This window comes from Acinetobacter sp. NIPH1876 (assembly GCF_022808535.1).
In the GTDB taxonomy this organism is placed as follows: domain Bacteria; phylum Pseudomonadota; class Gammaproteobacteria; order Pseudomonadales; family Moraxellaceae; genus Acinetobacter; species Acinetobacter higginsii.
This window is the reverse complement of the sequence record NZ_JALGBR010000001.1, coordinates 357,792-378,579: the sequence shown is the minus strand read 5'-3', so window position 1 is coordinate 378,579 and position 20,788 is coordinate 357,792. Positions and strand designations below refer to the sequence as shown.

Genomic DNA, 20,788 nt, shown 5'->3' with positions numbered 1-20,788 from the left:
TTTTTAAGGATAAATACTCAACAAACTATGTGTGCCAACTATAAACCATTAACAGTCGAGCAAGCTCAACAGCTTGGTTTACCTTTGATTCCATTTGAATATGGGGAAGAAGTTTACCCAAGTTATACAACGCCTTTGCTATTTAAATCAGAGCAAGGGCTGGAGTGGCGGGAAGTATTGTTTGGTTTGGTACCAAAGTGGTCGGAAGATACCAATATTTCCAAGCATACTTATAATGCTCGACATGAAACTATTTTTCAGAAACCTAGTTTCTTGGAGGCGGCTTCAAAGTGCAAATTTGGTGTTATTCCTGTTTCTGAGTTCTATGAAAGTAAATACATTGATAATAAGCCTCAAAGATGGGGTGTACGTCGTAAAGATGGAAAGGCTTTCTTTATCGCGGCTTTATATGAGATCAGAAAGTTGGGCGATCAGGTGATCCGTTCGGCAACCATGCTTACGATGGATGCCATAGACCATCCGATGATGAAAGATTTCCATGAGCCGGGAGACGTAAAGCGGTCAGTGGTGGTTATTCCACATGAGCGCTTAGATGAATGGTTAAGCTTAAAACAACCACATCAACTCTATGAATTTATGCAGGGTTTTCCTGTAGAAGAATTTGAGTGTTCCCATGTTCCTAAAGCAAAGATTGTAAAAATAACACCGCAACTGAATATGTTTGATTGAGCTTAATATTTGAGTTGATGAGATTAAAAAAGGCTTCCTATCGGAAGCCTTTTTGGGATCAGTTGCTTAGCGCGCAAGATTTTTAAACATATGGCGCAGAATTTCCATTGTCTTTTCAATTTGCAATGGCGTTAAGCCATCAAATGATTGTTCGAGGATAACTGAGGTAAGATCATTAATTTTGGTAATCATTTCCTGACCTTTGTCTGTTAGATAGACGCGAGTGATACGACCATCTTCCTTGCATGAATACGTATCGATATAGCCTTCATCTTTGAGGCGATAAACAATTTTGGTTGTGGTCGACATTTTGGAAATGACCATGTCGGAAAGCTCTGACACACTGGCATGGGGTTTGACATGCAAGGCAATGAGAATACGGCGACGAGAATTGTCTAAGCCATATTTTTTGAGCACGTTATCGATATTTTGAACGTACTGAGCATTTACTTGAGAAATCCAGTAAAAAGGAAAGTCTTCCAGGTTAAATGAATCGGCTGTAGGTAAAAAACGCGCATATTTTTTTGGCATCACTTATTTCCTATACTTGCACAAGGAGCCACTCCTAGTCGCTCCTAGATTCCATGAAATGTCTATAACTTGCCTGTTAAAAAAATCGATCCTCTGATTTTTTTAGCATTCCATTTTTTAACAAATCTGTTCAAAGATAACGGTGAAATTATCTTTATTCTCAACGAATAAGTCATCATAAAATTCACATAAATCAGCTATTAATGATGTACTATCCAGTCGTCTTTCCTTCAAGGTTGTCCTACAGCCTTGCATTACTGCTTATTTGTAGAATAATCATATTGTAGAAAAAAAATACGATTTTTGACGTGACATTTTTATAATATTTTCTGTCTAAAATGTCATAAATATACGAAATCAATATATTTATAAAATAAATAACGCTTAAAAAAATAGCTAATACAACTATTTGAATTAATCAATTGGTTAAAATATAGCACATAAAAATTTTTTAAAAAGTTGAATAAATACATTCTTTATCACATTTTTTCGATGGAATTTTAAAATTTGTAGCTTTGAATAGATTTTGATGGGGCAATTTAGACATAAATTTGGTGTGTAGGACGAATTGTAGGAAATTAAAATGAGATATGAAAGGGATAACAATTGAACTTCGGAGATTAAATAGATAAAAAGACGCATCTAAACAGGATTACAGGTTTAGATGCGTAAAGTGCAAAATTGTGATGACTCATGTTTTTCTTAAAGCTTAAGTTCACTTTCCATCAGGGGCCATAGCTTTTGATGTGACTTTTTAAACATCGACATATGTCCAATTTGTTTGTAGCCATGTTGTTGTGGATTCAGTTCAATTAATTTGGTTGGTGCATTGGGGTATAAGCGCAATAAGTCTTTGACATTGGCTTGGGTGGCGATTTCATCATCAGTTGCCCAAAAAGAAGTAATCGGGCATTGAATTTCCTGATGATAATCTTCGAAGATACTTTTACCAATTGCATTCATGACATAACCAGGTTTACTGCAAAACTCAGCCCATTGTTTTGCAACATTTTTAGGGAGGTTTTCTCCCATCCCAATAAATTGAGTTGCGCCATAACCTTTCAAGAAGCTGGAAACTGGGAAAATAACGTTAAACATAACGGGCGCAAGGATTTTAGTTTTACCTTTCAAGCCTTTGACATGACCTGTAGAGCCAGCGATCGCCAAAACCTTAGCAACCTTGTTATAGTTTGAAGTAATCCCAAGTAATTGCCCACCAGCACTATGCCCAACAATAATCACTTTTTCAGCTTGAGTTCGCTCTAATAAGGTCTCAATTGCGGCTGGAATATCATAAATTCCCCAGTCATTTATACTGGCCTTAGAATTCTTGAGCGGGCCATGAAGCGATTCACCTATACCGCGAAAATCAAAGCTTAAAACGCTATAACCTTGTTTGCTCAGCCATTCTGCGAAAGCATGATAGAAATTTTTAGTAATTCCTGTCGCTGGACAAATCAAGATTGGGTAGGGTTTGGTATGATCTTGTGCAGGATAAAATTGTGCGGCAAGTTGATAGTCATCTTTGCAGCTCATCCAAAAAGATTCATAACTCTTCATTAGAAAGATACTCTTATATGTGGATAGTATTACTTTACACAAGTTCCAAAAAGAAACTCGTTTAAAAAATGACTTAAAAGTCAAATTTTATGTAATATACGCACACAAAAGGAATATTTTAATTTCGGGGATGTTATGTACGCTTTAAATACTGCAACACAGCTTGCTATTGTATTTAGTGGGATTTTTCTATGGGTGGGGATGCTGACTGGAGTTTGGAAATATTATCAAATTAGACAAACAGCGCAGGCAAGAGCACATTATTATGTGGATATTGCACATCGGAGTAGTCTGCTTTACGCGGCAGCCAGTTTGATTTTAGCAGCATTAAGTTTTTTTACAGTTCTATCTGATTCAATCGCATTATTTTGTGTTGTTGCAAATCTATTCTTCTTTGCGATGTCGATTTTAATCTATATTTTGCATGGATTATTAAGAGATACAACCAATCAATTCAAACAGCCGCATCAAGTGGGGAAATGGACTTTACCAGCATGGTGTATGACGTTGATGATGTTGAGTTTAATTCTTGTAGAGTTGGGTGCAACTGGGATTTTAGTATTGGGAACTATTGCTCAATTTTTACATTAAAAAATGGATGATCACTCATCCATTTTTCCTAAAGAATTTTTTTGGCGCACTGCGCTTAACTGTCGAAACTTTCGATCAACGATCGCCCACATACAAAAGGCCAGAGATACAATCAATGCATATGCAAAATATTCGGGTTTTAAATTACCTTTAATTGTGCCTTGAAATAACAACGTGACCATTAAGGCAAGCGTTGTAGTTGCATATACGATTGAATCATTTGCCTTCAGAGCGTTAATGAAGACTTGCTTGTTGAAATGTATTGATAACATCTCCATCCCTCCTTGTTGTGACGACAAAACCATGTGTTTTTGTCTGAATTGTTTTTTAAGTTGTACTGCTATTTTCTGAGCATTTCAATAGGGATAGTGACTATTTTGAAAATAAATTTCTAAATGTATTGATTTATATAACTTTTAAGTATTTTTTATATTGATTTATACTATTTTTTAGTAAAATATTAGCCATTATTTTTACATTTTGAAAAGTTTGCCAATCAACTAATTCAATTGAAATAGTTGTTTTTAGATCACAAATAAAGACATTGAGGCATATTTGACAGCGTCAGCTTTAAGTTAAGAAAAGAAAGATTTGTCGTAAACAAAAAATGAGCGTTGGATAAAAGAACATTTCTTGTATAGCTAAAATCATGTTTGGGTAAAACATCATTTTAACGACAAATCATTTTAATCTTTAGATGCCGATACGCGATCGACCACAATTGCAAAAACAAGAACGATCAGCGATGGGAGTAACCATGCGAGATTTTGTTCGTTCAATGGTAAGTGCTGAATAAAAGTCGGTAATTGTGCAGTAAAACCAGCCGCTTTAATTGCTTCAAAAATACCAAAAAGGAAAGCAACAGCAGTCACAGATCCAACCACGATCGACGGATTGTTCCAACGTTTCCAGAAGAAGCTGAGCATGATCACGACAATCGCTGGCGGATAAATTGCACTGAGTACAGGAACTGAGATTGCAATCAGCTTTGTTAGACCTAGATTAGAAATCAACAAAGAAAAGCCAGTCAGGATAAAAACAAGTAACTTATAAGATAAACCTGTCAATTCGGTAAAATATTCAGCGCAAGCACATGTAAGACCAATTGCGGTTACCATACATGCAAGGAAAATTAAGATGGTTAAGAAATACGATCCGTAATCACCAAACGCGTGTTGTACATAAGCATGCAGAATGATTGCACCATTGGCTGCATTAGGCGCGACTTCATGACTGCCTAAGCCAAGTTTAAACAAGCTGACATAGACAAGCGTGAGTCCAACACCCGCAATCAAACTTGCGATAATGGCATATTTGGTAATCAGTTTTGTATCTGTCACACCTCGTGATTGGATCGCTTGAATAATTACGATACCAAATACCAGTGCGCCTAAGGTATCCATGGTCAAATAACCACTAACGAAACCTTCAGAAACAGGACTTGCGATATAGTTGTTGACTGGAGCTGAAATCATACCTGTTGGAATCGCAAATGCGGCGATACCTAAGATTGCCAAGGCAATGATTTTTAAAGGAGCCAGTACATGACCAACCGTATCGAGTAGTTTATTTGGATACAATGAAACTGCAGTCACAAATGCAAAATACACAATACTATAAATAAGAAGGCTGCTACCTGATGTACCAAAATACGGTGCGAAGCCAATTTCATAAGAAACTGTTGCAGTACGTGGTGTTGCAAAGAGTGGACCTACAGACAAATAGCAAACAATGGTGAGCAGTAAGCTAAAGAAGCGTCCAAGTGGAGAGCTGATGATTTCGATTGAACCTTTCATGCGAGATAAGGCCATAATCGTAATGACAGGCAAACCAACTGCGGTAATTAAGAAACCGAAGGCCGCAAGCCAGACATGTTCACCAGCCTGCTGAGCAACGATTGGAGGAAAGATAATATTGCCTGCGCCAATAAATAACGCGAAGGTCATAAAACCTAAAGCAATGATATCTCCTGTACGAAGTTGATTCATAAAGAGGGAGGCATAAAATAAAAGTGCGAAGTTTAGAACAAAAATGCGTTCTTTTGAAACTAATTTATGTGAAATTTGGTTGATTTTTGACTAAAAAGAAATGATGAAAATCATATAATTAGTAATGGTAAAGCTAATGTGTTGAAAAGCTTTCCAAAACTCGAAAATGCAGAAGGGTATAGATTCTTTCCTATTGGCCTAACTGAATTTAAATATCAAAAATAAAATGCTCTTTTAGTCTTAAATAGATTGAAGATTTCAATGGGAAGGCGTACAAATATTGAAATACTTTATGCAGTCCCCATATTAATTTTTCTGCATGTGATTTTAATCTGATTGATGAATAAGGAAAATCTCGAATGAGAGCTTCTACTGTGACCATTAAAACTGAACAAGATCTGGAGAAATTACGTATCTCTGGGCGGTTAGCGGCACAAGTGTTAGAAATGATCGGGCCTTATATCAAGCCTGGCGTTTCAACTGAATATTTAGATGATATCTGTAATGATTATATTGTGAATACGTTGCAGGTGATTCCAGCCAATGTGGGCTATCACGGTTTTACCAAAACGACCTGTATTTCTGTCAATGAAGAAGTGTGTCACGCCATTCCTTCCGCGAAAAAGATTTTGCAAGAGGGTGATATTTTAAATATCGATGTTGCTGTGATCAAAGATGGTTATTTTGGCGATACCAGCCGAATGTATTTTGTTGGTGAGCCAAAGCCTGAAGCAAAAAAACTGGTTGAAACCACTTATGAAGCGATGTTAGCGGGTATTCATACAGTGAAACCTGGGGCAACTTTAGGTGATATTGGCTATGCCATCCAATCTGTTGCACAGCGTGAAGGTTATAGCATTGTGCGTGAATACTGCGGACATGGTATCGGCCGTATTTACCATGAACAGCCGAACATCTTGCACTACGGTCAGAAAGGTCAAGGTTTGGTCCTAAAAAAAGGCATGGTGTTTACCATTGAGCCGATGGTGAATGCTGGAAAACGCCATGTCCGAGAGCTGAATGATGGTTGGACTGTGGTGACACAAGATAAATCATTGTCTGCTCAGTGGGAGCACATGGTTGCTGTAACGGATGATGGTTTTGAGCTATTAACGCCATGGCCGAATGGCACAGGACATTATCCAGCCGTTTAAGTTATCCGATAAAAAAAGCGCGATTTCTAATCGCGCTTTTTTTTAGTTGAGCATTGGGTAAGTTGTTCAACCAAATAATCAATAAAAACACGAACAGCGGGCAATAGACCGCGTCTCGATGGATAAACTGCGTGGAAAATACCGTGTGGTGCCGTCCATTCGGGTAAGACAGTCACAAGTTGCCCTGTTTTTACAAAGTCTTGGGCAATACTGTCGGGAAGCAGGGCGATCCCACAGTTTTGAGTGGCTAATTCCGCCAGCATCAGTAAATTTGAACCCATAATCACGGGGTTTACTTTGATTTTTTTCTGCTGATGGTCAGGGCCTGTCAACAAGAACTGTTGATCGAGATGATCTTCTGCCATGCTGATAATACGATGTTCTGCCAGTTGTTCAGGCGTAGTTAGATTACCAAACTCATTTAAATAGGCTTGGCTGGCAAAAAGACGTTGTTCAATTGCTTCAAATTGACGTAATACTAGGTTCGGATCATCATCTAATTTAGATCGAACACGCAACGCCAGATCGACACCTTCGTTGATGACATCAATACGGCGGTTGCTGATCATCATTTGCACCCGAACTTCAGGATATTTCTTCAAAAAGGCGGGTAGGATTTTCGCCATCTGATTTTGAGCAATATCGACTGGTACACTGACTTTGATGACACCACGTGGCTGACTACTCAAATGATTGACCACATCATGCGCTGCTTGGGCTGCATTCATCATCACTTGTGCATGTCGGTAAACATCCATTCCAATATCAGTCACGGCAAAATGACGCGAACTGCGTTGAATTAGACGTACACCCAGTTGTTCTTCAAGATTGTAAACCCTACGGCTGAGTTTAGATTTAGGAATGTCAGTTGCACGTTCAGCAGCACTAAAGCCACCATGTTCTACTACCAGCGCGAAGCAATAAAAATCATCTAAATCCGTTAGCATTACGCTATAAACTCCAGCTTATTGTGATTAAGTTAAATGAATATAAAAGTGATTATTAAACATTGTGGGCCAACAATATAGCCCGAACCTGCTGATATTGTTCCATTCGCTCAAAATCCTTTGCGGTTGGCGATGGAATTCGAGATAAGTCCATATTGTCAGTGATATCAGCCAATTTCACAACACGTGCCAAAGGGTTTTGTACAGTGCGCTGAGCGGCTTCGATTCGAGACTCACCATCCTGTTTTGTGAGTGCAACGATTGCATCGATAATGTGTGCCTGGAATCCTAAAGCTTGTAAATCTTCAATGCTTGTTTCTGTATCTTCTAAGACATCATGCAGAACAGCAATGATTTTATGATCCATACTGGGTACATTCAGCATCACTCTGAGTGGGTGTAAAATATAGGGGGCATTAGCTTTATCTACTTGCCCTGAATGTTGCTTTGCGGCAAATGCAATTGCTTGTTCTAATGTCGCCATCAGCTAAATCCTCCGCTTCAAGATAGATTAGCGCGTCATATTCTTTTAAACTGGCTGAAATTTTTTTCGCTTAAGTATTATGTCATATCAACTTATCAATATTGTCGATGCGACCCAAAACATTGTATGTCCTTTTTGTCAGCATGTGGTTCTAGACTGGGATCAAGAGCAGTATATTCAACCTTGTGAGCATACGCTATTTATGGCAATGGATTTAGGTTTTGAATTTATTGCTGATCGTTTTGAAGAAGTTTTACCCCAGTCAGTAGATGAAATTCATGAAGATCCAAATATGAATATTTTTGCTAGTGTTACTCAAGCACACTATGCCGACATGCACATTTATAAAGCAGATCTAGGTGTAGAGGGGCTATTTCGTTATGTTGGATTTAGTCAACATTAAAATCCTTCCAATAAAAAAGCCAATCATTTGATTGGCTTTTTGCTTAACAGCTTATGCTTCAGGTGCTGGGCTGTACTGTTCAACTAATGGTTTTAACTCACCATTTTGGAACATTTCAAGCATGATATCGCTACCACCAATGAGCTCGCCATTGATCCATAATTGTGGAAAAGTAGGCCAGTTCGCAATTTGAGGTAAAGTTGCACGAATATCTTGATTTTCCAAGATATTTACATAGGCAAATGGACGACCAATTTGGCTAAGTGCTTCTACTGCACGAGCAGAAAAACCACATTGCGGGAATTGTGGAGTGCCTTTCATGTAAAGTAAAACAGGGTGTTTCGCAATTTGATCACGAATTAACGCTACTGTATCACGCGCTTGTTCCGTCATAGATAGATCCTCAACTAATCTCCTTGCATTATACCTAAAAAAAAGCGTGGCGGAGGATTGCGAAAGATTTTTCTTATATAAATGTGACTTTAGGCTTTCAATCTACGCAAGTTTTTGCTTATATAACTTTTTTCACCACAACTACTGATAGATTGAGTTTGTTATGACTAATATCACTCTTGCTCCTGTGCAACCTGATCAACCATCACATCTTATGGCAACCTATGGTCGCCAAGCGATCAGCTTTGTACGAGGACGAGGGGCGTATCTATATACGGCAGAGGGTACAGAATATTTGGATGCGTTAACGGGGATTGCTGTGTGCGGTTTAGGACATGCACACCCTGTTATTGCAGAAGCGATTGCTGAACAAGCTGCGACTTTGGTGCATACCAGCAACCTATATGAAATTCCTTGGCAAACAGCTGCGGCACAGAAACTGGCTGCAGTTTCAGGTATGGAAGAGATCTTCTTTTCAAACAGTGGCGCTGAATCAAATGAAGGTGCGATCAAAATTGCACGTAAATTTGGCGCTCAACAAGGCATTACATACCCTAAAATTTTAGTCGCGGAACAATCTTTCCACGGCCGTACCTTGGCAACCTTATCTGCAACTGGCAATAAAAAGGTTCAGGAAGGTTTTGCGCCGTTGGTTGAAGGTTTTATTCGTGTGCCGTTTGGTGATGTGGAGGCAATTCAAGAAGCAGCCATTAACCATCCAGATATTGTTGCCATGCTGATTGAGCCTATCCAAGGTGAAGGCGGCGTGAATACCGCACAACAAGGGTTTAGTTACTTGGAAGATGTACGTGCGCTATGTAATCAACATAATTGGTTGATGATGCTAGATGAGATTCAAACAGGGAATGGCCGTACAGGCAAATACTTTGCTTATCAACACACCAGCATTATTCCTGATGTCATGACTACAGCCAAAGGCTTAGGAAATGGCTTTCCAATTGGTGCCGTCATGACACAAGGTAAAGCAGTCGGTTTACTGGGTGCAGGTAGCCATGGTTCAACTTATGGTGGAACAGTGTTAGGTTCACGTGTGGTATATACCGTGCTTGATACTCTGGAAAAAGAAAATGCAGTTGAGAATGCTGCTACAGTGGGTGCCTATATTGTTGATCAACTCAGAGCACAATTGGCCGATTATAACGTTCAAGTGCGTGGCTTTGGCATGATGATTGGAATTCAGCTGCCAAAAGACTGTGCTGAACTGGTTGCGATTGCACGTGATGAATATAAGCTGATTATCAATGTAACGGCAGGTTCAGTGGTACGTTTATTGCCACCCTTAAACATGACACAAGCACAGGCTGATGAGTTATTACAACGTCTTGTTCCTGTGATTCAAAACTTTTTAAAAGCATAATCGTTGTAGATTGAATAAAAAAAGGGCAATTCATTTGCCCTTTTTTTTATTTGTATGGGGTATCAGCCAGAAATATATTGTTGAAGCTGCTCAATAAGAATACGTTGATCATCCATCGCAGCTTTAACTAAGTCTCCGATAGAGATGAATCCAACTAACTTTTCTTGATCAAGCACAGGTAGATGGCGTAAATGACGGTCAGTCATAAGGTTAAGGCATTCTTCGACAGTATGGTTTAAACCTACAGAAATGACCTTGGCCGTCATAATGTCAGCAACAGGGGTGTTGTTTGAAGAACGTTCCATTAAAGCAATCTTACGGGTGTAGTCACGTTCAGAGAAAATTCCAACGACTTTCTCATCTTCGGCAACGACTAAAGCACCAACACCTTTTTCTGCCATAATTTTAATTGCTTCAAGTACAGTCGCATTGGGTGAAATGGTGAAAATTGATTGTACTGCTTTATTCTTGATGACTTGAGCAACGATTGTCATTGTTTATCCACCTGTGTTGTATTGTCATTTTCATTTAACTTAACGGTATTTTTTTTAAATGCAAAGCCCTAATTTCATTCCAATGATAACTTTTCTTCATGAGTGTCTAAAAAGTCATCATTGGAATAGAGAGAATAATTAAACCGTCACTGCTGATTGATGTGGCATAAAGAAGAAATGCTGCATTTGCTGAGTTGAAAGTTTAAATTTACGATGTGAAGAGTTAAATAAAGCAGGTTCAACTTGTAAACGGGTTAAAGTTGGAAGCAAGGACTCATGGAAATCTTTCGGCGTAATCTTACGTGGTGTGTAGTTTTTCCAGTGTGCTTTAGCATAGCGATGAGCTTGTACGCCGTTTAGCCAAAAGGGGAATACGTGACCATCTTGATCCGATTTGATTGCCCAACCCTGATGGTATAAACCCCAAAGAACGCCACAATACATCATTGTTTTTAGAATTGAAATTTTAAACATCAACTCACGTGAGACTGGTTGGAAATGGCTAAAACGATACATGTTATTAAACTAATATTCTTAAACTTATGTTTTATTATAAGAAAGATAGATGGCAGTTATGTTTAAACAATTGATCTAAATCGTAAGCAAATATTGTAGGTATCTCATCCAAGCGGTTAAAGCTTTACTGCAGCGTAAGTCAAAATATGAAGAACCATGTTGATTAGTTTTATGCAGGTATTAAAAAACGCCACCTGAGCAAGACAAAGCGATTAAGCTTTGGCACAGCGCAAGTTAGGAATATGAAAGAACCATGTTGATTCGTTTTATGCAGGTATTAAAAAACGCCACCTAAGTGACGTTTCATTATGCTTGTAAGGTTGCCATCTTCTGCCAATACTGTGCTTTCAAGGAATCACGTTCTACTCGGAAGCCTTGATAATACAACTCTGCTAAAAATAATGCCGCTTTACCGTGACCTGCTTTAGCTACTTCTTCAAGCTCTTTCACTGCATCTTGGAAGTTTTTTTGCGATTGAATTGTATTTACCGCATTTGCATATACATGCTCTAGTTCATGGTGTGTAAATTGTTGAATCATATATAACTCCTTATTTTAATTATGATTACCGCAAATTCTATTCAAAGTTACTCTACTTTGAATTTAAACTACTTTAACTTAGATTTGTTAAATTATTATGACAAAATTGATTGAATTGTCAAATATATTCGGTGTCATTACGTAAATAAAATCTTACACGATTAAACATTTGTCGCAAATAATTTTAAGTAAAATCAAAGTGAGAATAATAGAAAAGGAGAATAACATGTCCAATGTCATTGATGGCGTAACTGTGGATGTTCCACCATTAGAAAGTCAAATTATTGCGTTAGCTCATCATCATCGTCAATTACTTGATGAAGCCATTTTCCATCAAGAAATTCACTTGGGTGATTACTGCTTAGCACAACGTAAACGCGTGTATGACTTTGCCAGTCATTTAAGTCCTGAACAAAAAGATCAGTTTTATCGGATCTATGATGGAGAGTTGAAAAATATTGCCGATGATGATGACTTACATCCTGCAGATGCTGAAAGTGGTGTAGGGATGTTTGCCATTTTTATTACCTTAGTCATCATTGCATTTATTTTGTACTTTTCCTTCGTTCGTACATTAGTCAGTTAATCATTGCTAAAGTAGTGTGCGTTCAATAAGTTGTGGAATTGTGACTTATTGAACGTTGTGCTTGTCCTTAGCGAATCAGAGACTTACACTACCTCTAATTCGAGGTAGATTATGTTGTCTATAATTTTTAAACATAAGGTTATGCAATCCAAATTAGGATTTAAGTTGGACCAATTTTACAATGTTTTGGTCGGTATTATTATTTTGTCTATTTTTATACTTGCGTATAACGCATTGCAACGTCCAATTAACACAGCGCAGTACCAAAAAGTTGTTCAGTATGCACAACAGGCCAGCCATCCAAGAACACAGCATTTGGCCGAAGATACTTTGGAGCAGGCTAAAATTCGACGTGTAGATTATCTAAAGCTTTTAAATGCTTACCAATTTGAATCTAATCGTATTAAACAATATCCCGCAATGGCAAAAGAAGATGAGTGAGTTTTAAACGACTCATTTCTATTGATAAATGAATGGCTTGTCACGGTCGGGAAAACGAAATCAATTTATGCTAGACTGACCGTCTTTTTTAAAGCTGCTTTATTCTCAAGGAATCGACATGCAACAGCAATCGAATATGCAAAATAAATTCTTGATAGATGCTGACATTGGTGATGATGATGTCACATTACCGAATTTACCTGCTGTCGATGTTCCCATTATTGATGAGCCAGTTGTAAAAACTACAGTTGAGACGCCAGCACCTGTAACAATTGCAGCAACAGCACCTGTTGTTGAAGAAGAAACCCAAGCTACGGGATTCTTTGGCCGCATGAAAGATGGTTTGACTAAAACACGTCGTAGTTTCACCGATGGTATGGTCAATATCCTGATTGGTGGCAAAGAGATTGATGACGAGTTATTAGAAGAAGTTGAAGAACAAATGTTGGTTGCCGATATTGGTGTAGATGCAACCAAAACCATTATTGCCAATTTGACTGAAAGAACAGCTCGTGGTGATTTGATCTATTCCCATGCGTTGTACAAAGCACTGCAAGAAGAATTAGTCGCTTTACTCGCACCGCGTGTTAAACCACTGCATATCGATCCTAACAAATCGCCTTATGTGATTCTCATGGTCGGTGTAAATGGCGTGGGTAAAACTACAACCATTGGTAAATTGGCGAAGCGTTTACAAGGCGAAGGCAAGAAAGTCATGCTTGCTGCAGGTGATACGTTCCGTGCGGCAGCGACTGAACAACTGCAAATTTGGGGTGAGCGTAATGACATCCCTGTGGTTGCTCAAGGTCACGGTGCAGACAGTGCTTCGGTTATTTTTGATGCTTTTGAAAGTGCGCGTGCTAAAGGCATTGATGTCTTGATCGCGGATACTGCAGGGCGTTTGCAGAATAAAGCCAACTTGATGGAAGAGCTGAAAAAAGTGAAGCGTGTGATGCAAAAGATTGATGCAACTGCGCCACATGAAATTATGCTCATCGTTGATGCTGGTACGGGGCAAAATGCAATTAACCAAGTTCAGCTGTTTGATGAAGCGGTTGGCTTAACTGGGATTACCATTACCAAGCTTGATGGTACAGCAAAAGGCGGCGTGTTATTTAATATTGCAAGTCGTACCCATGTGCCGATTCGTTATATCGGTGTGGGTGAGAAGATTGATGATTTACGTCCTTTCTCAGCTAAATCATTCGTTGCTGCATTATTTGAAACCGATAAGTAATTAAATTGTGTTAAAAAAGACTCCACGACATGTGGAGTTTTTTATTTCGAATAAAAAATAAGACTGTTTCAAAAATAAAACGATCTGTCATGTTTTTTAGACTATTCCTAAAAAATGCGTCGTTATACACTACATTCAATCCAAGATAACGCCCCAAAGGGCACAAAGGTAGGAATAACAACATGAGCAACTTCTTAAATAGCATTAAATCACGCCGTACCATTTATGCGATTGGTAAAAACCTTACAGTTGACCAAACTAAAATTGAAGAGACCATCCGTGAAGCGGTAAAACACAGCCCATCATCATTCAACTCGCAAACCTCACGTGTTGTGACTTTGTATGGCAACTCTCATGTTAAATTCTGGGAAATCGTACGTGAAACTTTGCGTAAAATGGTACCAGCAGAAGCATTTGCAAATACAAGTGCAAAAATTGATAGCTTTGCTGCTGGTTTTGGTACAGCGTTATTCTATGAAGATCAAGATGTTGTAAAAGGCTTACAAGAGCAATTCGCATTATATGCTGATAACTTCCCAGTATGGTCAGAACATTCAAGTGCAATCGCTCAGTTCGCAACATGGACTGCTTTATCTGAAATTGGTGTGGGTGCATCATTACAGCACTACAATCCAATTGTTGATGCAGAAGTTGCAGAAACTTTTGATATTCCAGCAAACTGGAAATTACGTGCTCAGCTTGTATTCGGTTCAATCGAAGCAGCGGCAGGCGAGAAAACATATATGGATGATTCTGCACGTTTCAAAACTTTTAACTAAGTTAAAACGGGTAGCGAAAAAGAGCACTGTGTATAGTGCTCTTTTTTTATTTCTACGAATGGAGTTTCAAGTAGTACTGACGAAATGGGCAGCATTGTACATACTTTGCGAGAACTGGTAATCCAAAATGCTGAGTTAGAGGGTAATAGAAAAAGAATGATTGTAGATCATTTAGTTTAAAAGATTGATTTAAATGGAAAATTTATAGGGCAAAGTATTGGGTTTAGATGTTATCAAAGATTTGCACAAAGAGGTGTTGAGAATAAATAATATGATTGCTAGAGTTGTTTCAAAGATTACTTTTAAAAAAGCACTTTAAAGTGCTTTTTTGTTGTCTTGTTATTTTCATAATAGTTTGCTTTTATGGTTGTTCAGATTAATAGGAATTCATCATGAAAGAAGCAATAGAACAATATCGCCAAGAACGAGCAACATTAGAAAATGAGATTTCAGATTTCCTTGAGAAGAAATTTGCAGAATTCAAAGACAAGACTGGTGCGGAAGTCATTCACCTTGAGGTAGAGTTTGATTCAACTGATGATGAAGAAGCGGAATTCTTTATTTCGAGTGTGTTTATTGGAACTGATCTTTAATTGAATCAAGAAATAGAAAGCCTCCTTCGGGAGGTTTTTTATGGGAAATTTATTTCACTTATGAAGTAAAAAATTATAAGAATTACATCATCATGGATCTTTAGTAAAAGGGTTATGATTTTTTATAGTAATCATAAGTTTTTGTTTTTAATATTTAATTTGAAATAATAGTGAGTAAATAATAAAATATACACTTGTCTTTATTTATTTTGTGTTGAGTTTTTTTGGTGAAAAAATTAGTAATTCTTCTTATAAGTACGGTAATTTGTGGTTCGGTGTATAGTGCAGATGATATCTTCAGCAAAGATAAATCACTTTTAATTCTAAATAATGATGAGTCTCATAAAGAGGTTAAAAGTAGTGAACAGTTTGATTTCTTTGAGTCGATGAAGCAACAAGAACAAGATCGTGTCAATCAACGTAATTATGAATTAGAGCAAGCGCACGTAGCACAACAGCATACATCTAATATGAGTCCTCATGATAGGTCCCAATATTATCTGGAACATAGACATTTCGATGCTTTGAATGCACAAGGACATGAGCAACAGTTCAACTCAATTTTGAAGGCGAAGAATAGAGGTTTAATTTCTGAAAAAGATTATCAGCAAAGAATTGCAAAACATAATCCGGTGCCATTGGATCAGAGAAATAATCAACTTAAATTCTCAATCCCAATTGGGGAATAAGTTAGTTAACGGCAAAGCTCATCAAAAGATGGGCTTTTTGCTTTTCTGTGGTATAAATTATCACCAACTATAAGGGTGATATATGACAGGCAATTCAGCTAAATGGCTTTGTGTTGGTGGTGTTTTAAGTGGTGAGTGGAGAGAACAGCAGTTAGATACATTCGATGTTGATCCCAATGATTTAGATACTCATAGTTATATACCAATGAAACTTATTAATCCTATAACCAAAGAAGAGCAGCATTTCTTTGTATATACAGAATTACAAGAGCAAGCATATGACAGGGCGATAAATTTTGCCTTTTGGAAAAACCAATAAAAAGAGAAAGCCTCCTTCGGGAGGTTTTCTTTTATGCCCTGCAACTGATGGGGCTTTTTATTGGCAAAACTATTGCTGTAAACATTCAGTAATCATTGTTCTGTAATTGTCAGATTCTTTGAAATACGCTTGTTGGCTCAAATTTTATTTATTAAATTCTACAAGTCGTACTGTTTTGAGCTGATTACAGTACGATGGGTTTAGTTGAGACTGACATGACTGAAATTGAACCCCTTTTGCCCATCAGATTAATTTTTTGATGGGATTTTTTTGTTTAACCAGATAAATATTTGGAAGAAAACTTTCTGTAAATCTATTCTTTTAGAAAGAATCTAAGGATTTACTAAGGTGCTTGGAAGGTCTAAAAACCTATTTAACGTGAAATTTTGAGGCTCAATGATGCAATCTGTTTTCTTTGCAAACTTAAATGATAGCAAGTTTACTTTCATCAACGTTGAATCAATGACTGAAGAAATATTTTGGTGCAGTACAAAATTTTGTTTTAATTCAGAGAAAGAAATATATATCTATCGACGGAAGGATCTAACATCAGATGAATATGATGAACTAATTCGCCAGGCACACAAAAGATTTGATTAAGCTATCTGTAGAAGATCCAGTAAAACAATAGTTTGGCTTTATGACAACTAACAGTTTTGTCAGAATTTTGCAGGCACAAGAAAAATTTGTTATTTTTATTTTACAAAACAAAATGTTAGATAAAGTCATTTTCTTTTGCCATATATATGATGTATATATCTTAAATAAGCCGAATTGTTGCAATAGACAGTTTTGGTTTTTGTCATAAAATGGTCATAATCGCGGAGCATAGTGCTTACGATTTCATAAATTGTTTATACTGAGAAGAGTCTAATGTCTTTAAGAGTTGGTGTTGCTGCTTTCGGTTTATTATTAAGTAGTTCAGTTTTTTCTGCAGTCACTATTACTGCCCCTGAAGAAATCGTGATTCTTGCTGTAAATGGTCAAGAAGTAAATAGTGGATTAATTCCATCAAAGAAGAATAACTATCAAGTAGATCCAGGCAATTTAACTGTTAATGTTCGCTATCGTGAATATTTTGAGCATTTAAATGGTGAACATGACATCGTTAAATCAGGCGTTGTGACCATTCAAGCACCAGATTTACAAGACAATCAGTCTTATAGTCTAGGTTTGGTCAATGCACCTAAAAACTTCGATGCCGCAAAGAAGTATGCAGATCAACCTACTGTTGCTTTGTATGATCAAAATAAAAAATTGGTGGTACAGCAAACAGGTGCAAATAATGAAGCACAGCCATGGTTTACTGGCAGTAATTTATTAAGCCGTACTTTGGATTTAACCCAAAAGAATAAGAATAATGCTGCGAATCAACCTGCACCTGTTTATGCAGGAACCACAGCACAAGTAGTTGCAACTGCGCCTGTAGCGGTAACAACAGCAGCGGCAGCCGGTACAGCAAAAACCACAGATCAACAATTGGCAGAATTGTGGCAGAAAGCATCTAAAGCTGAGCGCCAAAAATTTATGGCTTGGTTAGCTGGTCAAACAAACTAATCTAAAATTTAATAACAAAGCCGATGTTTTCATCGGCTTTGTTTTGTGTGGAATAAAATAAAAATGTCTTTAAAGATTAGAACAGCAAAGAATAGTGATTTGGAACAATTGGTTAAGCTGATTAATATCGCTTATAGAGAACAATCAGAACGTAGTTGGACAACTGAAAAAGCGTATGTACAAGGCGATCGCATTTGTAAAGTTCAATTAGAACAAATATTGCAGCAACTAAATTTCGAATTATTGGTGGGTGAACTAGGTAATGATGAGATTATTGCCTGCATTGGATTAAGCTTGAATGCTGATTGTATAGAGATAGGTACTTTTGCGATTGATCCAAGCATACAGAATCAAGGCTATGGGCGTGAATTACTCAATTATGCGGAGTTATATATTGCACAAAATTATCCAAAGATTCGTGATTTAGTCATGCATGTTCTGGATGTTCGTATTGAACTGTTGGCGTATTATCAGCGCCGTGGTTACCAAATAACGGGACGGAAAAGCGAATATCCAATTGAGGCTGATGTAGGGCAACCCATTGTACCTATTCAACTGATTGAAATGAAAAAATCTCTTTAATGCATAAAAAAGCCATGATGAATTGGAACAATCATGGCGTTAAGAACAGGAGGTTATGCTTGGTTTTCAGTAAGCGATGGTACTTGGTCAACTTTTTTGCGTAGACCAAATTGAACCAACTGGTGTAGCTTGAGCACGCTCTCTGGCTTGTTGATAAAAACGTATAAATATTAAAGCAAATACCAAAGCAACGATATCAATCCAAATCAAATGAGCTGTTGAATACCAAAGTCCTTGAATTGGAAACACATAGGCAAGTAGAGAAGTCGCAGGAATCAGTAATAAAACAAGCGCAATGGCGAAGAACAGTTGAGCTAAAGCCGTTGCTGCACCAATAATAAAACTGTATGAAATACAAGCAACAAATGCTAAATAGTAGCTATACATAAATACATAGTTATGACTTTGTAATTGCAATGGTATGATATGGGTCCATCAACCAATCAACATACTGGTAAATATCGCTAACATACAACCTAAGCAAGCACCTATGGTCAGATTGGCAATAAACATGACATCTTTACGCTGTTGTGGTGCTGGTAGGTTCATTCTTCTGTTTACGCAGGCGTGTTTCAATCCACAGAATATTGCCTGAATAGAACAAAAACGAATGGTTCTGAAATCGAAGCCAGTGGTGAAATCCTATAGGTGCTCATAAAAAAAGGCTTTCAAATTTGGCAGCCTTTTATATAAAAATAGCAGTAGATAAAAATATTAAGTTAGATTTTATTTTACATTATGGGACTTTTTTGCATTAATTTTGGCTGGAAAAAGTCTTGTTTTTTGATTTTTTTAATGACTTAAGCATTTGTTAATACAGGTATTTATGCTGATTTTGTTAATCACTCTGAAATTAAACAGACTTGATACAGTGCTCATGTTTGAGATGGTTTTATCCCTTTGCTTTATTTAAGATGATCATGAAAATTTAAAATATTGATTCAATTGATGGAATATTTTGCATGATTTTAAATAATGAGAAAATAGATTGAGGGTGGTATGTTTTGGATTGTATTGTTTGTTGTTTTAATTGTGATTTATCTGCTATTCAAAGCATATAATAGTTTGCAAGCGAAAGCAGAGTTTATTAAATCAAGTCTTTCAAATATTTCTGTATCTTTGCAAAAGAAAGTGAATCTGATTAATCAGTTAATTGATGTGGTAAAGAACTATCAAGATGGGGAGCAACTCTTGCATCTGACTATTTCTAAAGATGCAACCAAGGCAAACGAGATTGTTTCTGGGCAGCGTGAATCTCAGGTGGCTTTGATGGGAATTCAGGGTCTAGTTCAGCGTTACCCAGATCTTAAAGCAAACGAACAATATCAAAGTTTAATGCAAAGTATCAAAGCTGTTGAAGATGAGATTGGTCATCAACGCGAAACGTTTAACCATTACGTTCGAGAATACAATACCAAACGAGGTTCTATCCCAACTGTTTTTATTGCGAATGCACTCAAATTTTCTGAAGCACCCTATTTGGATTTTTCAGTTGAAAATACGGAACAACACATTCTAAAAGATTTTCATACCGATAGTGCTGAGCATTTAACAGCACTTTTGGGTTCAGCAAAAACCAGTTTAGTTGATGGTTCAAAAGCACTTGCCAATAAAGCATTAGATACAAGTAAACGCATTTTGGAGAGTGAGCAAGTTCAGAACTTAAAAGAAAGTGCAGTGTCAAAGTATCAGCAAATAACAGATACACCGAAGCAGGTAGAGCAAAATACTGAAGAGTTTTCTGATGCAACAGCTATTGATCACACTGAACAGGCTCAAATTGATCAGTCTGAAAATGTTGAGCAAGCTCAAACATCGAGTAAGGCAGAATGAGTCAGTTTAAGCTTGATCAAATTTTTTAGCTTTGAGTGTCTCGTAAATAAAAAAAGCTGCCAGATTAACGGGCAGCTTTTTTTATGGTCGGTGTAAGGGGTTAATTTCCAATCCAAATAAAATAGCCCAACACCATTAATGGCCAAGCGATATAAGGACTAAATAACCATTTCCATAACCAGAACCTTGGTATAAACCCAACCCCATGCACGAAGCCACCAGAAATCCCAATCATCACCAACATCAGCAAGCTATGATTGTAATGTCCGTTGGCATCCAACATCAGCGATGGATGGACCAGTAAAATAGCAGCAAGCGGCAATGCCAACAAAAACGAAATGGTCATTGCAAGTACTTGCGCTTTACTATTCTTCGGTGTTGTCATTGCTTCAGCCATTCTATTATTCCTCATCTAAATCTTGATGATGTTCGATATACAGTGCACTGAGTACACCTGCGAAACATGCCATCAAGACGCCTAGAATCCATGCAAAATACCACAT

The 20,788-nt window shown here is 37.4% G+C and carries 27 protein-coding genes and 1 pseudogene; 15 read left to right on the top strand and 13 right to left on the bottom strand.

The window, feature by feature from the left end; genetic code table 11:
• Positions 1-27: 27 nt before the first annotated feature.
• Positions 28-690 (top strand): SOS response-associated peptidase family protein, encoded by a 663-nt coding sequence (locus MN869_RS01845; protein WP_005188056.1) that lies wholly within the window; start codon positions 28-30, stop codon positions 688-690.
• Between the two features lie 66 nt (positions 691-756).
• On the opposite strand, the gene MN869_RS01840 is transcribed toward MN869_RS01845, so the two are convergent.
• A complete protein-coding gene (locus MN869_RS01840; protein WP_004653790.1) occupies positions 757-1,221 on the bottom strand; it encodes a MarR family winged helix-turn-helix transcriptional regulator in 465 nt (154 codons plus the stop codon).
• 702 nt (positions 1,222-1,923) lie between these two features.
• The gene (locus MN869_RS01835) at positions 1,924-2,781 is read right to left on the bottom strand and encodes an alpha/beta fold hydrolase (protein ID WP_033132910.1); all 858 of its coding nucleotides are present in this window, start codon (positions 2,779-2,781) and stop codon (positions 1,924-1,926) included.
• A 135-nt stretch (positions 2,782-2,916) separates the two neighbouring features.
• Here MN869_RS01835 and MN869_RS01830 point away from each other — a divergent pair, with 135 nt between their 5' ends.
• Entirely contained in the window at positions 2,917-3,372 is a 456-nt protein-coding gene (locus tag MN869_RS01830; RefSeq protein WP_033132909.1) for a hypothetical protein, read from the top strand.
• A gap of 11 nt (positions 3,373-3,383) precedes the next feature.
• Here the strand turns inward: MN869_RS01830 and MN869_RS01825 are convergent, their stop codons facing one another.
• Complete coding sequence (locus MN869_RS01825) at positions 3,384-3,644, bottom strand: hypothetical protein (protein ID WP_005204103.1); 261 nt, start codon at positions 3,642-3,644, stop codon at positions 3,384-3,386.
• A gap of 414 nt (positions 3,645-4,058) precedes the next feature.
• On the bottom strand, positions 4,059-5,360 hold the full coding sequence (gene brnQ / locus MN869_RS01820) for a branched-chain amino acid transport system II carrier protein (protein ID WP_005204102.1): 1,302 nt from the start codon (positions 5,358-5,360) through the stop codon (positions 4,059-4,061).
• Positions 5,361-5,719: 359 nt separating this feature from the next.
• On the opposite strand from brnQ, the gene map reads away from it, so the two are divergent.
• Complete coding sequence (map, locus tag MN869_RS01815; RefSeq protein WP_005313487.1) at positions 5,720-6,514, top strand: type I methionyl aminopeptidase; 795 nt, start codon at positions 5,720-5,722, stop codon at positions 6,512-6,514.
• Positions 6,515-6,540: 26 nt separating this feature from the next.
• Here map and MN869_RS01810 read toward each other — a convergent pair whose 3' ends face one another.
• Together MN869_RS01810 and MN869_RS01805 are read right to left on the bottom strand one after the other, a co-directional pair.
• Positions 6,541-7,461, bottom strand: a complete 921-nt coding sequence (locus MN869_RS01810; RefSeq protein ID WP_004806707.1) for a LysR family transcriptional regulator — start codon at positions 7,459-7,461, stop codon at positions 6,541-6,543.
• 55 nt (positions 7,462-7,516) lie between these two features.
• Positions 7,517-7,945, bottom strand: coding sequence for an HD domain-containing protein (locus MN869_RS01805; RefSeq protein ID WP_033132907.1), 429 nt, complete (start codon positions 7,943-7,945; stop codon positions 7,517-7,519).
• A 79-nt stretch (positions 7,946-8,024) separates the two neighbouring features.
• Between MN869_RS01805 and MN869_RS01800 the strand changes: the two genes are divergently transcribed.
• On the top strand, positions 8,025-8,348 hold the full coding sequence (locus MN869_RS01800; RefSeq protein WP_033132906.1) for a hypothetical protein: 324 nt from the start codon (positions 8,025-8,027) through the stop codon (positions 8,346-8,348).
• A gap of 51 nt (positions 8,349-8,399) precedes the next feature.
• Here the strand turns inward: MN869_RS01800 and grxD are convergent, their stop codons facing one another.
• Positions 8,400-8,741, bottom strand: coding sequence for a Grx4 family monothiol glutaredoxin (gene grxD, locus MN869_RS01795; protein ID WP_004639270.1), 342 nt, complete (start codon positions 8,739-8,741; stop codon positions 8,400-8,402).
• Positions 8,742-8,904: 163 nt separating this feature from the next.
• On the opposite strand from grxD, the gene MN869_RS01790 reads away from it, so the two are divergent.
• Positions 8,905-10,119, top strand: a complete 1,215-nt coding sequence (locus tag MN869_RS01790) for an aspartate aminotransferase family protein (RefSeq protein ID WP_033132905.1) — start codon at positions 8,905-8,907, stop codon at positions 10,117-10,119.
• 62 nt (positions 10,120-10,181) lie between these two features.
• Here MN869_RS01790 and MN869_RS01785 read toward each other — a convergent pair whose 3' ends face one another.
• The 3 genes from MN869_RS01785 to MN869_RS01775 form a co-directional block, all read right to left on the bottom strand.
• Entirely contained in the window at positions 10,182-10,613 is a 432-nt protein-coding gene (locus MN869_RS01785) for a CBS domain-containing protein (RefSeq protein ID WP_005313493.1), read from the bottom strand.
• Positions 10,614-10,751: 138 nt separating this feature from the next.
• Positions 10,752-11,129, bottom strand: a complete 378-nt coding sequence (locus tag MN869_RS01780; protein ID WP_004806719.1) for a DUF2750 domain-containing protein — start codon at positions 11,127-11,129, stop codon at positions 10,752-10,754.
• Between the two features lie 306 nt (positions 11,130-11,435).
• On the bottom strand, positions 11,436-11,669 hold the full coding sequence (locus MN869_RS01775; RefSeq protein ID WP_004653777.1) for a hypothetical protein: 234 nt from the start codon (positions 11,667-11,669) through the stop codon (positions 11,436-11,438).
• Between the two features lie 226 nt (positions 11,670-11,895).
• On the opposite strand from MN869_RS01775, the gene MN869_RS01770 reads away from it, so the two are divergent.
• The 9 genes from MN869_RS01770 to MN869_RS01730 all read left to right on the top strand — a co-directional run bounded on the left by MN869_RS01770 (position 11,896) and on the right by MN869_RS01730 (position 18,452).
• Positions 11,896-12,255 carry a hypothetical protein gene (locus MN869_RS01770; RefSeq protein ID WP_004806721.1) on the top strand — a complete coding sequence of 120 codons (360 nt, stop codon included), beginning with the start codon at positions 11,896-11,898 and terminating at the stop codon, positions 12,253-12,255.
• A gap of 111 nt (positions 12,256-12,366) precedes the next feature.
• The gene (locus MN869_RS01765; protein WP_004806727.1) at positions 12,367-12,696 is read left to right on the top strand and encodes a hypothetical protein; all 330 of its coding nucleotides are present in this window, start codon (positions 12,367-12,369) and stop codon (positions 12,694-12,696) included.
• A gap of 118 nt (positions 12,697-12,814) precedes the next feature.
• Entirely contained in the window at positions 12,815-13,933 is a 1,119-nt protein-coding gene (ftsY, locus tag MN869_RS01760; protein WP_005212624.1) for a signal recognition particle-docking protein FtsY, read from the top strand.
• Positions 13,934-14,115: 182 nt separating this feature from the next.
• Positions 14,116-14,712: a nitroreductase family protein gene (locus MN869_RS01755; RefSeq protein ID WP_033132896.1), complete on the top strand. Its 597-nt coding sequence runs from the start codon at positions 14,116-14,118 to the stop codon at positions 14,710-14,712.
• 392 nt (positions 14,713-15,104) lie between these two features.
• The gene (locus tag MN869_RS01750) at positions 15,105-15,305 is read left to right on the top strand and encodes a hypothetical protein (RefSeq protein ID WP_004806733.1); all 201 of its coding nucleotides are present in this window, start codon (positions 15,105-15,107) and stop codon (positions 15,303-15,305) included.
• Positions 15,306-15,532: 227 nt separating this feature from the next.
• Positions 15,533-15,994 (top strand): hypothetical protein, encoded by a 462-nt coding sequence (locus MN869_RS01745; RefSeq protein ID WP_033132895.1) that lies wholly within the window; start codon positions 15,533-15,535, stop codon positions 15,992-15,994.
• A gap of 82 nt (positions 15,995-16,076) precedes the next feature.
• Positions 16,077-16,313, top strand: a complete 237-nt coding sequence (locus tag MN869_RS01740) for a hypothetical protein (RefSeq protein ID WP_033132894.1) — start codon at positions 16,077-16,079, stop codon at positions 16,311-16,313.
• 873 nt (positions 16,314-17,186) lie between these two features.
• The gene (locus tag MN869_RS01735) at positions 17,187-17,870 is read left to right on the top strand and encodes a DUF2057 family protein (RefSeq protein WP_005204082.1); all 684 of its coding nucleotides are present in this window, start codon (positions 17,187-17,189) and stop codon (positions 17,868-17,870) included.
• Between the two features lie 63 nt (positions 17,871-17,933).
• On the top strand, positions 17,934-18,452 hold the full coding sequence (locus MN869_RS01730; protein WP_033132893.1) for a GNAT family N-acetyltransferase: 519 nt from the start codon (positions 17,934-17,936) through the stop codon (positions 18,450-18,452).
• 53 nt (positions 18,453-18,505) lie between these two features.
• On the opposite strand, the pseudogene MN869_RS01725 reads toward MN869_RS01730, so the two are convergent.
• Positions 18,506-19,062: pseudogene (locus tag MN869_RS01725) on the bottom strand (PepSY domain-containing protein); the annotation flags it as partial.
• Between the two features lie 389 nt (positions 19,063-19,451).
• On the opposite strand from MN869_RS01725, the gene MN869_RS01720 reads away from it, so the two are divergent.
• On the top strand, positions 19,452-20,285 hold the full coding sequence (locus MN869_RS01720) for a LemA family protein (RefSeq protein ID WP_033132891.1): 834 nt from the start codon (positions 19,452-19,454) through the stop codon (positions 20,283-20,285).
• A gap of 100 nt (positions 20,286-20,385) precedes the next feature.
• On the opposite strand, the gene MN869_RS01715 is transcribed toward MN869_RS01720, so the two are convergent.
• Together MN869_RS01715 and cydX are read right to left on the bottom strand one after the other, a co-directional pair.
• A complete protein-coding gene (locus MN869_RS01715) occupies positions 20,386-20,682 on the bottom strand; it encodes a cyd operon YbgE family protein (RefSeq protein WP_004806745.1) in 297 nt (98 codons plus the stop codon).
• A gap of 4 nt (positions 20,683-20,686) precedes the next feature.
• The gene (gene cydX, locus MN869_RS01710; protein WP_004653762.1) at positions 20,687-20,788 is read right to left on the bottom strand and encodes a cytochrome bd-I oxidase subunit CydX; all 102 of its coding nucleotides are present in this window, start codon (positions 20,786-20,788) and stop codon (positions 20,687-20,689) included.

Coding starts and splice junctions, on each gene's coding strand:
- MN869_RS01845 (WP_005188056.1), top strand. CDS start 28: ATGTGTGCCAACTATAAACCATTAACAGTCGAGCAAGCTCAACAGCTT.
- MN869_RS01840 (WP_004653790.1), bottom strand. CDS start 1,221: ATGCCAAAAAAATATGCGCGTTTTTTACCTACAGCCGATTCATTTAAC.
- MN869_RS01835 (WP_033132910.1), bottom strand. CDS start 2,781: ATGAAGAGTTATGAATCTTTTTGGATGAGCTGCAAAGATGACTATCAA.
- MN869_RS01830 (WP_033132909.1), top strand. CDS start 2,917: ATGTACGCTTTAAATACTGCAACACAGCTTGCTATTGTATTTAGTGGG.
- MN869_RS01825 (WP_005204103.1), bottom strand. CDS start 3,644: ATGTTATCAATACATTTCAACAAGCAAGTCTTCATTAACGCTCTGAAG.
- brnQ (WP_005204102.1), bottom strand. CDS start 5,360: ATGAATCAACTTCGTACAGGAGATATCATTGCTTTAGGTTTTATGACC.
- map (WP_005313487.1), top strand. CDS start 5,720: ATGAGAGCTTCTACTGTGACCATTAAAACTGAACAAGATCTGGAGAAA.
- MN869_RS01810 (WP_004806707.1), bottom strand. CDS start 7,461: ATGCTAACGGATTTAGATGATTTTTATTGCTTCGCGCTGGTAGTAGAA.
- MN869_RS01805 (WP_033132907.1), bottom strand. CDS start 7,945: ATGGCGACATTAGAACAAGCAATTGCATTTGCCGCAAAGCAACATTCA.
- MN869_RS01800 (WP_033132906.1), top strand. CDS start 8,025: ATGTCATATCAACTTATCAATATTGTCGATGCGACCCAAAACATTGTA.
- grxD (WP_004639270.1), bottom strand. CDS start 8,741: ATGACGGAACAAGCGCGTGATACAGTAGCGTTAATTCGTGATCAAATT.
- MN869_RS01790 (WP_033132905.1), top strand. CDS start 8,905: ATGACTAATATCACTCTTGCTCCTGTGCAACCTGATCAACCATCACAT.
- MN869_RS01785 (WP_005313493.1), bottom strand. CDS start 10,613: ATGACAATCGTTGCTCAAGTCATCAAGAATAAAGCAGTACAATCAATT.
- MN869_RS01780 (WP_004806719.1), bottom strand. CDS start 11,129: ATGTATCGTTTTAGCCATTTCCAACCAGTCTCACGTGAGTTGATGTTT.
- MN869_RS01775 (WP_004653777.1), bottom strand. CDS start 11,669: ATGATTCAACAATTTACACACCATGAACTAGAGCATGTATATGCAAAT.
- MN869_RS01770 (WP_004806721.1), top strand. CDS start 11,896: ATGTCCAATGTCATTGATGGCGTAACTGTGGATGTTCCACCATTAGAA.
- MN869_RS01765 (WP_004806727.1), top strand. CDS start 12,367: ATGTTGTCTATAATTTTTAAACATAAGGTTATGCAATCCAAATTAGGA.
- ftsY (WP_005212624.1), top strand. CDS start 12,815: ATGCAACAGCAATCGAATATGCAAAATAAATTCTTGATAGATGCTGAC.
- MN869_RS01755 (WP_033132896.1), top strand. CDS start 14,116: ATGAGCAACTTCTTAAATAGCATTAAATCACGCCGTACCATTTATGCG.
- MN869_RS01750 (WP_004806733.1), top strand. CDS start 15,105: ATGAAAGAAGCAATAGAACAATATCGCCAAGAACGAGCAACATTAGAA.
- MN869_RS01740 (WP_033132894.1), top strand. CDS start 16,077: ATGACAGGCAATTCAGCTAAATGGCTTTGTGTTGGTGGTGTTTTAAGT.
- MN869_RS01735 (WP_005204082.1), top strand. CDS start 17,187: ATGTCTTTAAGAGTTGGTGTTGCTGCTTTCGGTTTATTATTAAGTAGT.
- MN869_RS01730 (WP_033132893.1), top strand. CDS start 17,934: ATGTCTTTAAAGATTAGAACAGCAAAGAATAGTGATTTGGAACAATTG.
- MN869_RS01720 (WP_033132891.1), top strand. CDS start 19,452: ATGTTTTGGATTGTATTGTTTGTTGTTTTAATTGTGATTTATCTGCTA.
- MN869_RS01715 (WP_004806745.1), bottom strand. CDS start 20,682: ATGGCTGAAGCAATGACAACACCGAAGAATAGTAAAGCGCAAGTACTT.
- cydX (WP_004653762.1), bottom strand. CDS start 20,788: ATGTGGTATTTTGCATGGATTCTAGGCGTCTTGATGGCATGTTTCGCA.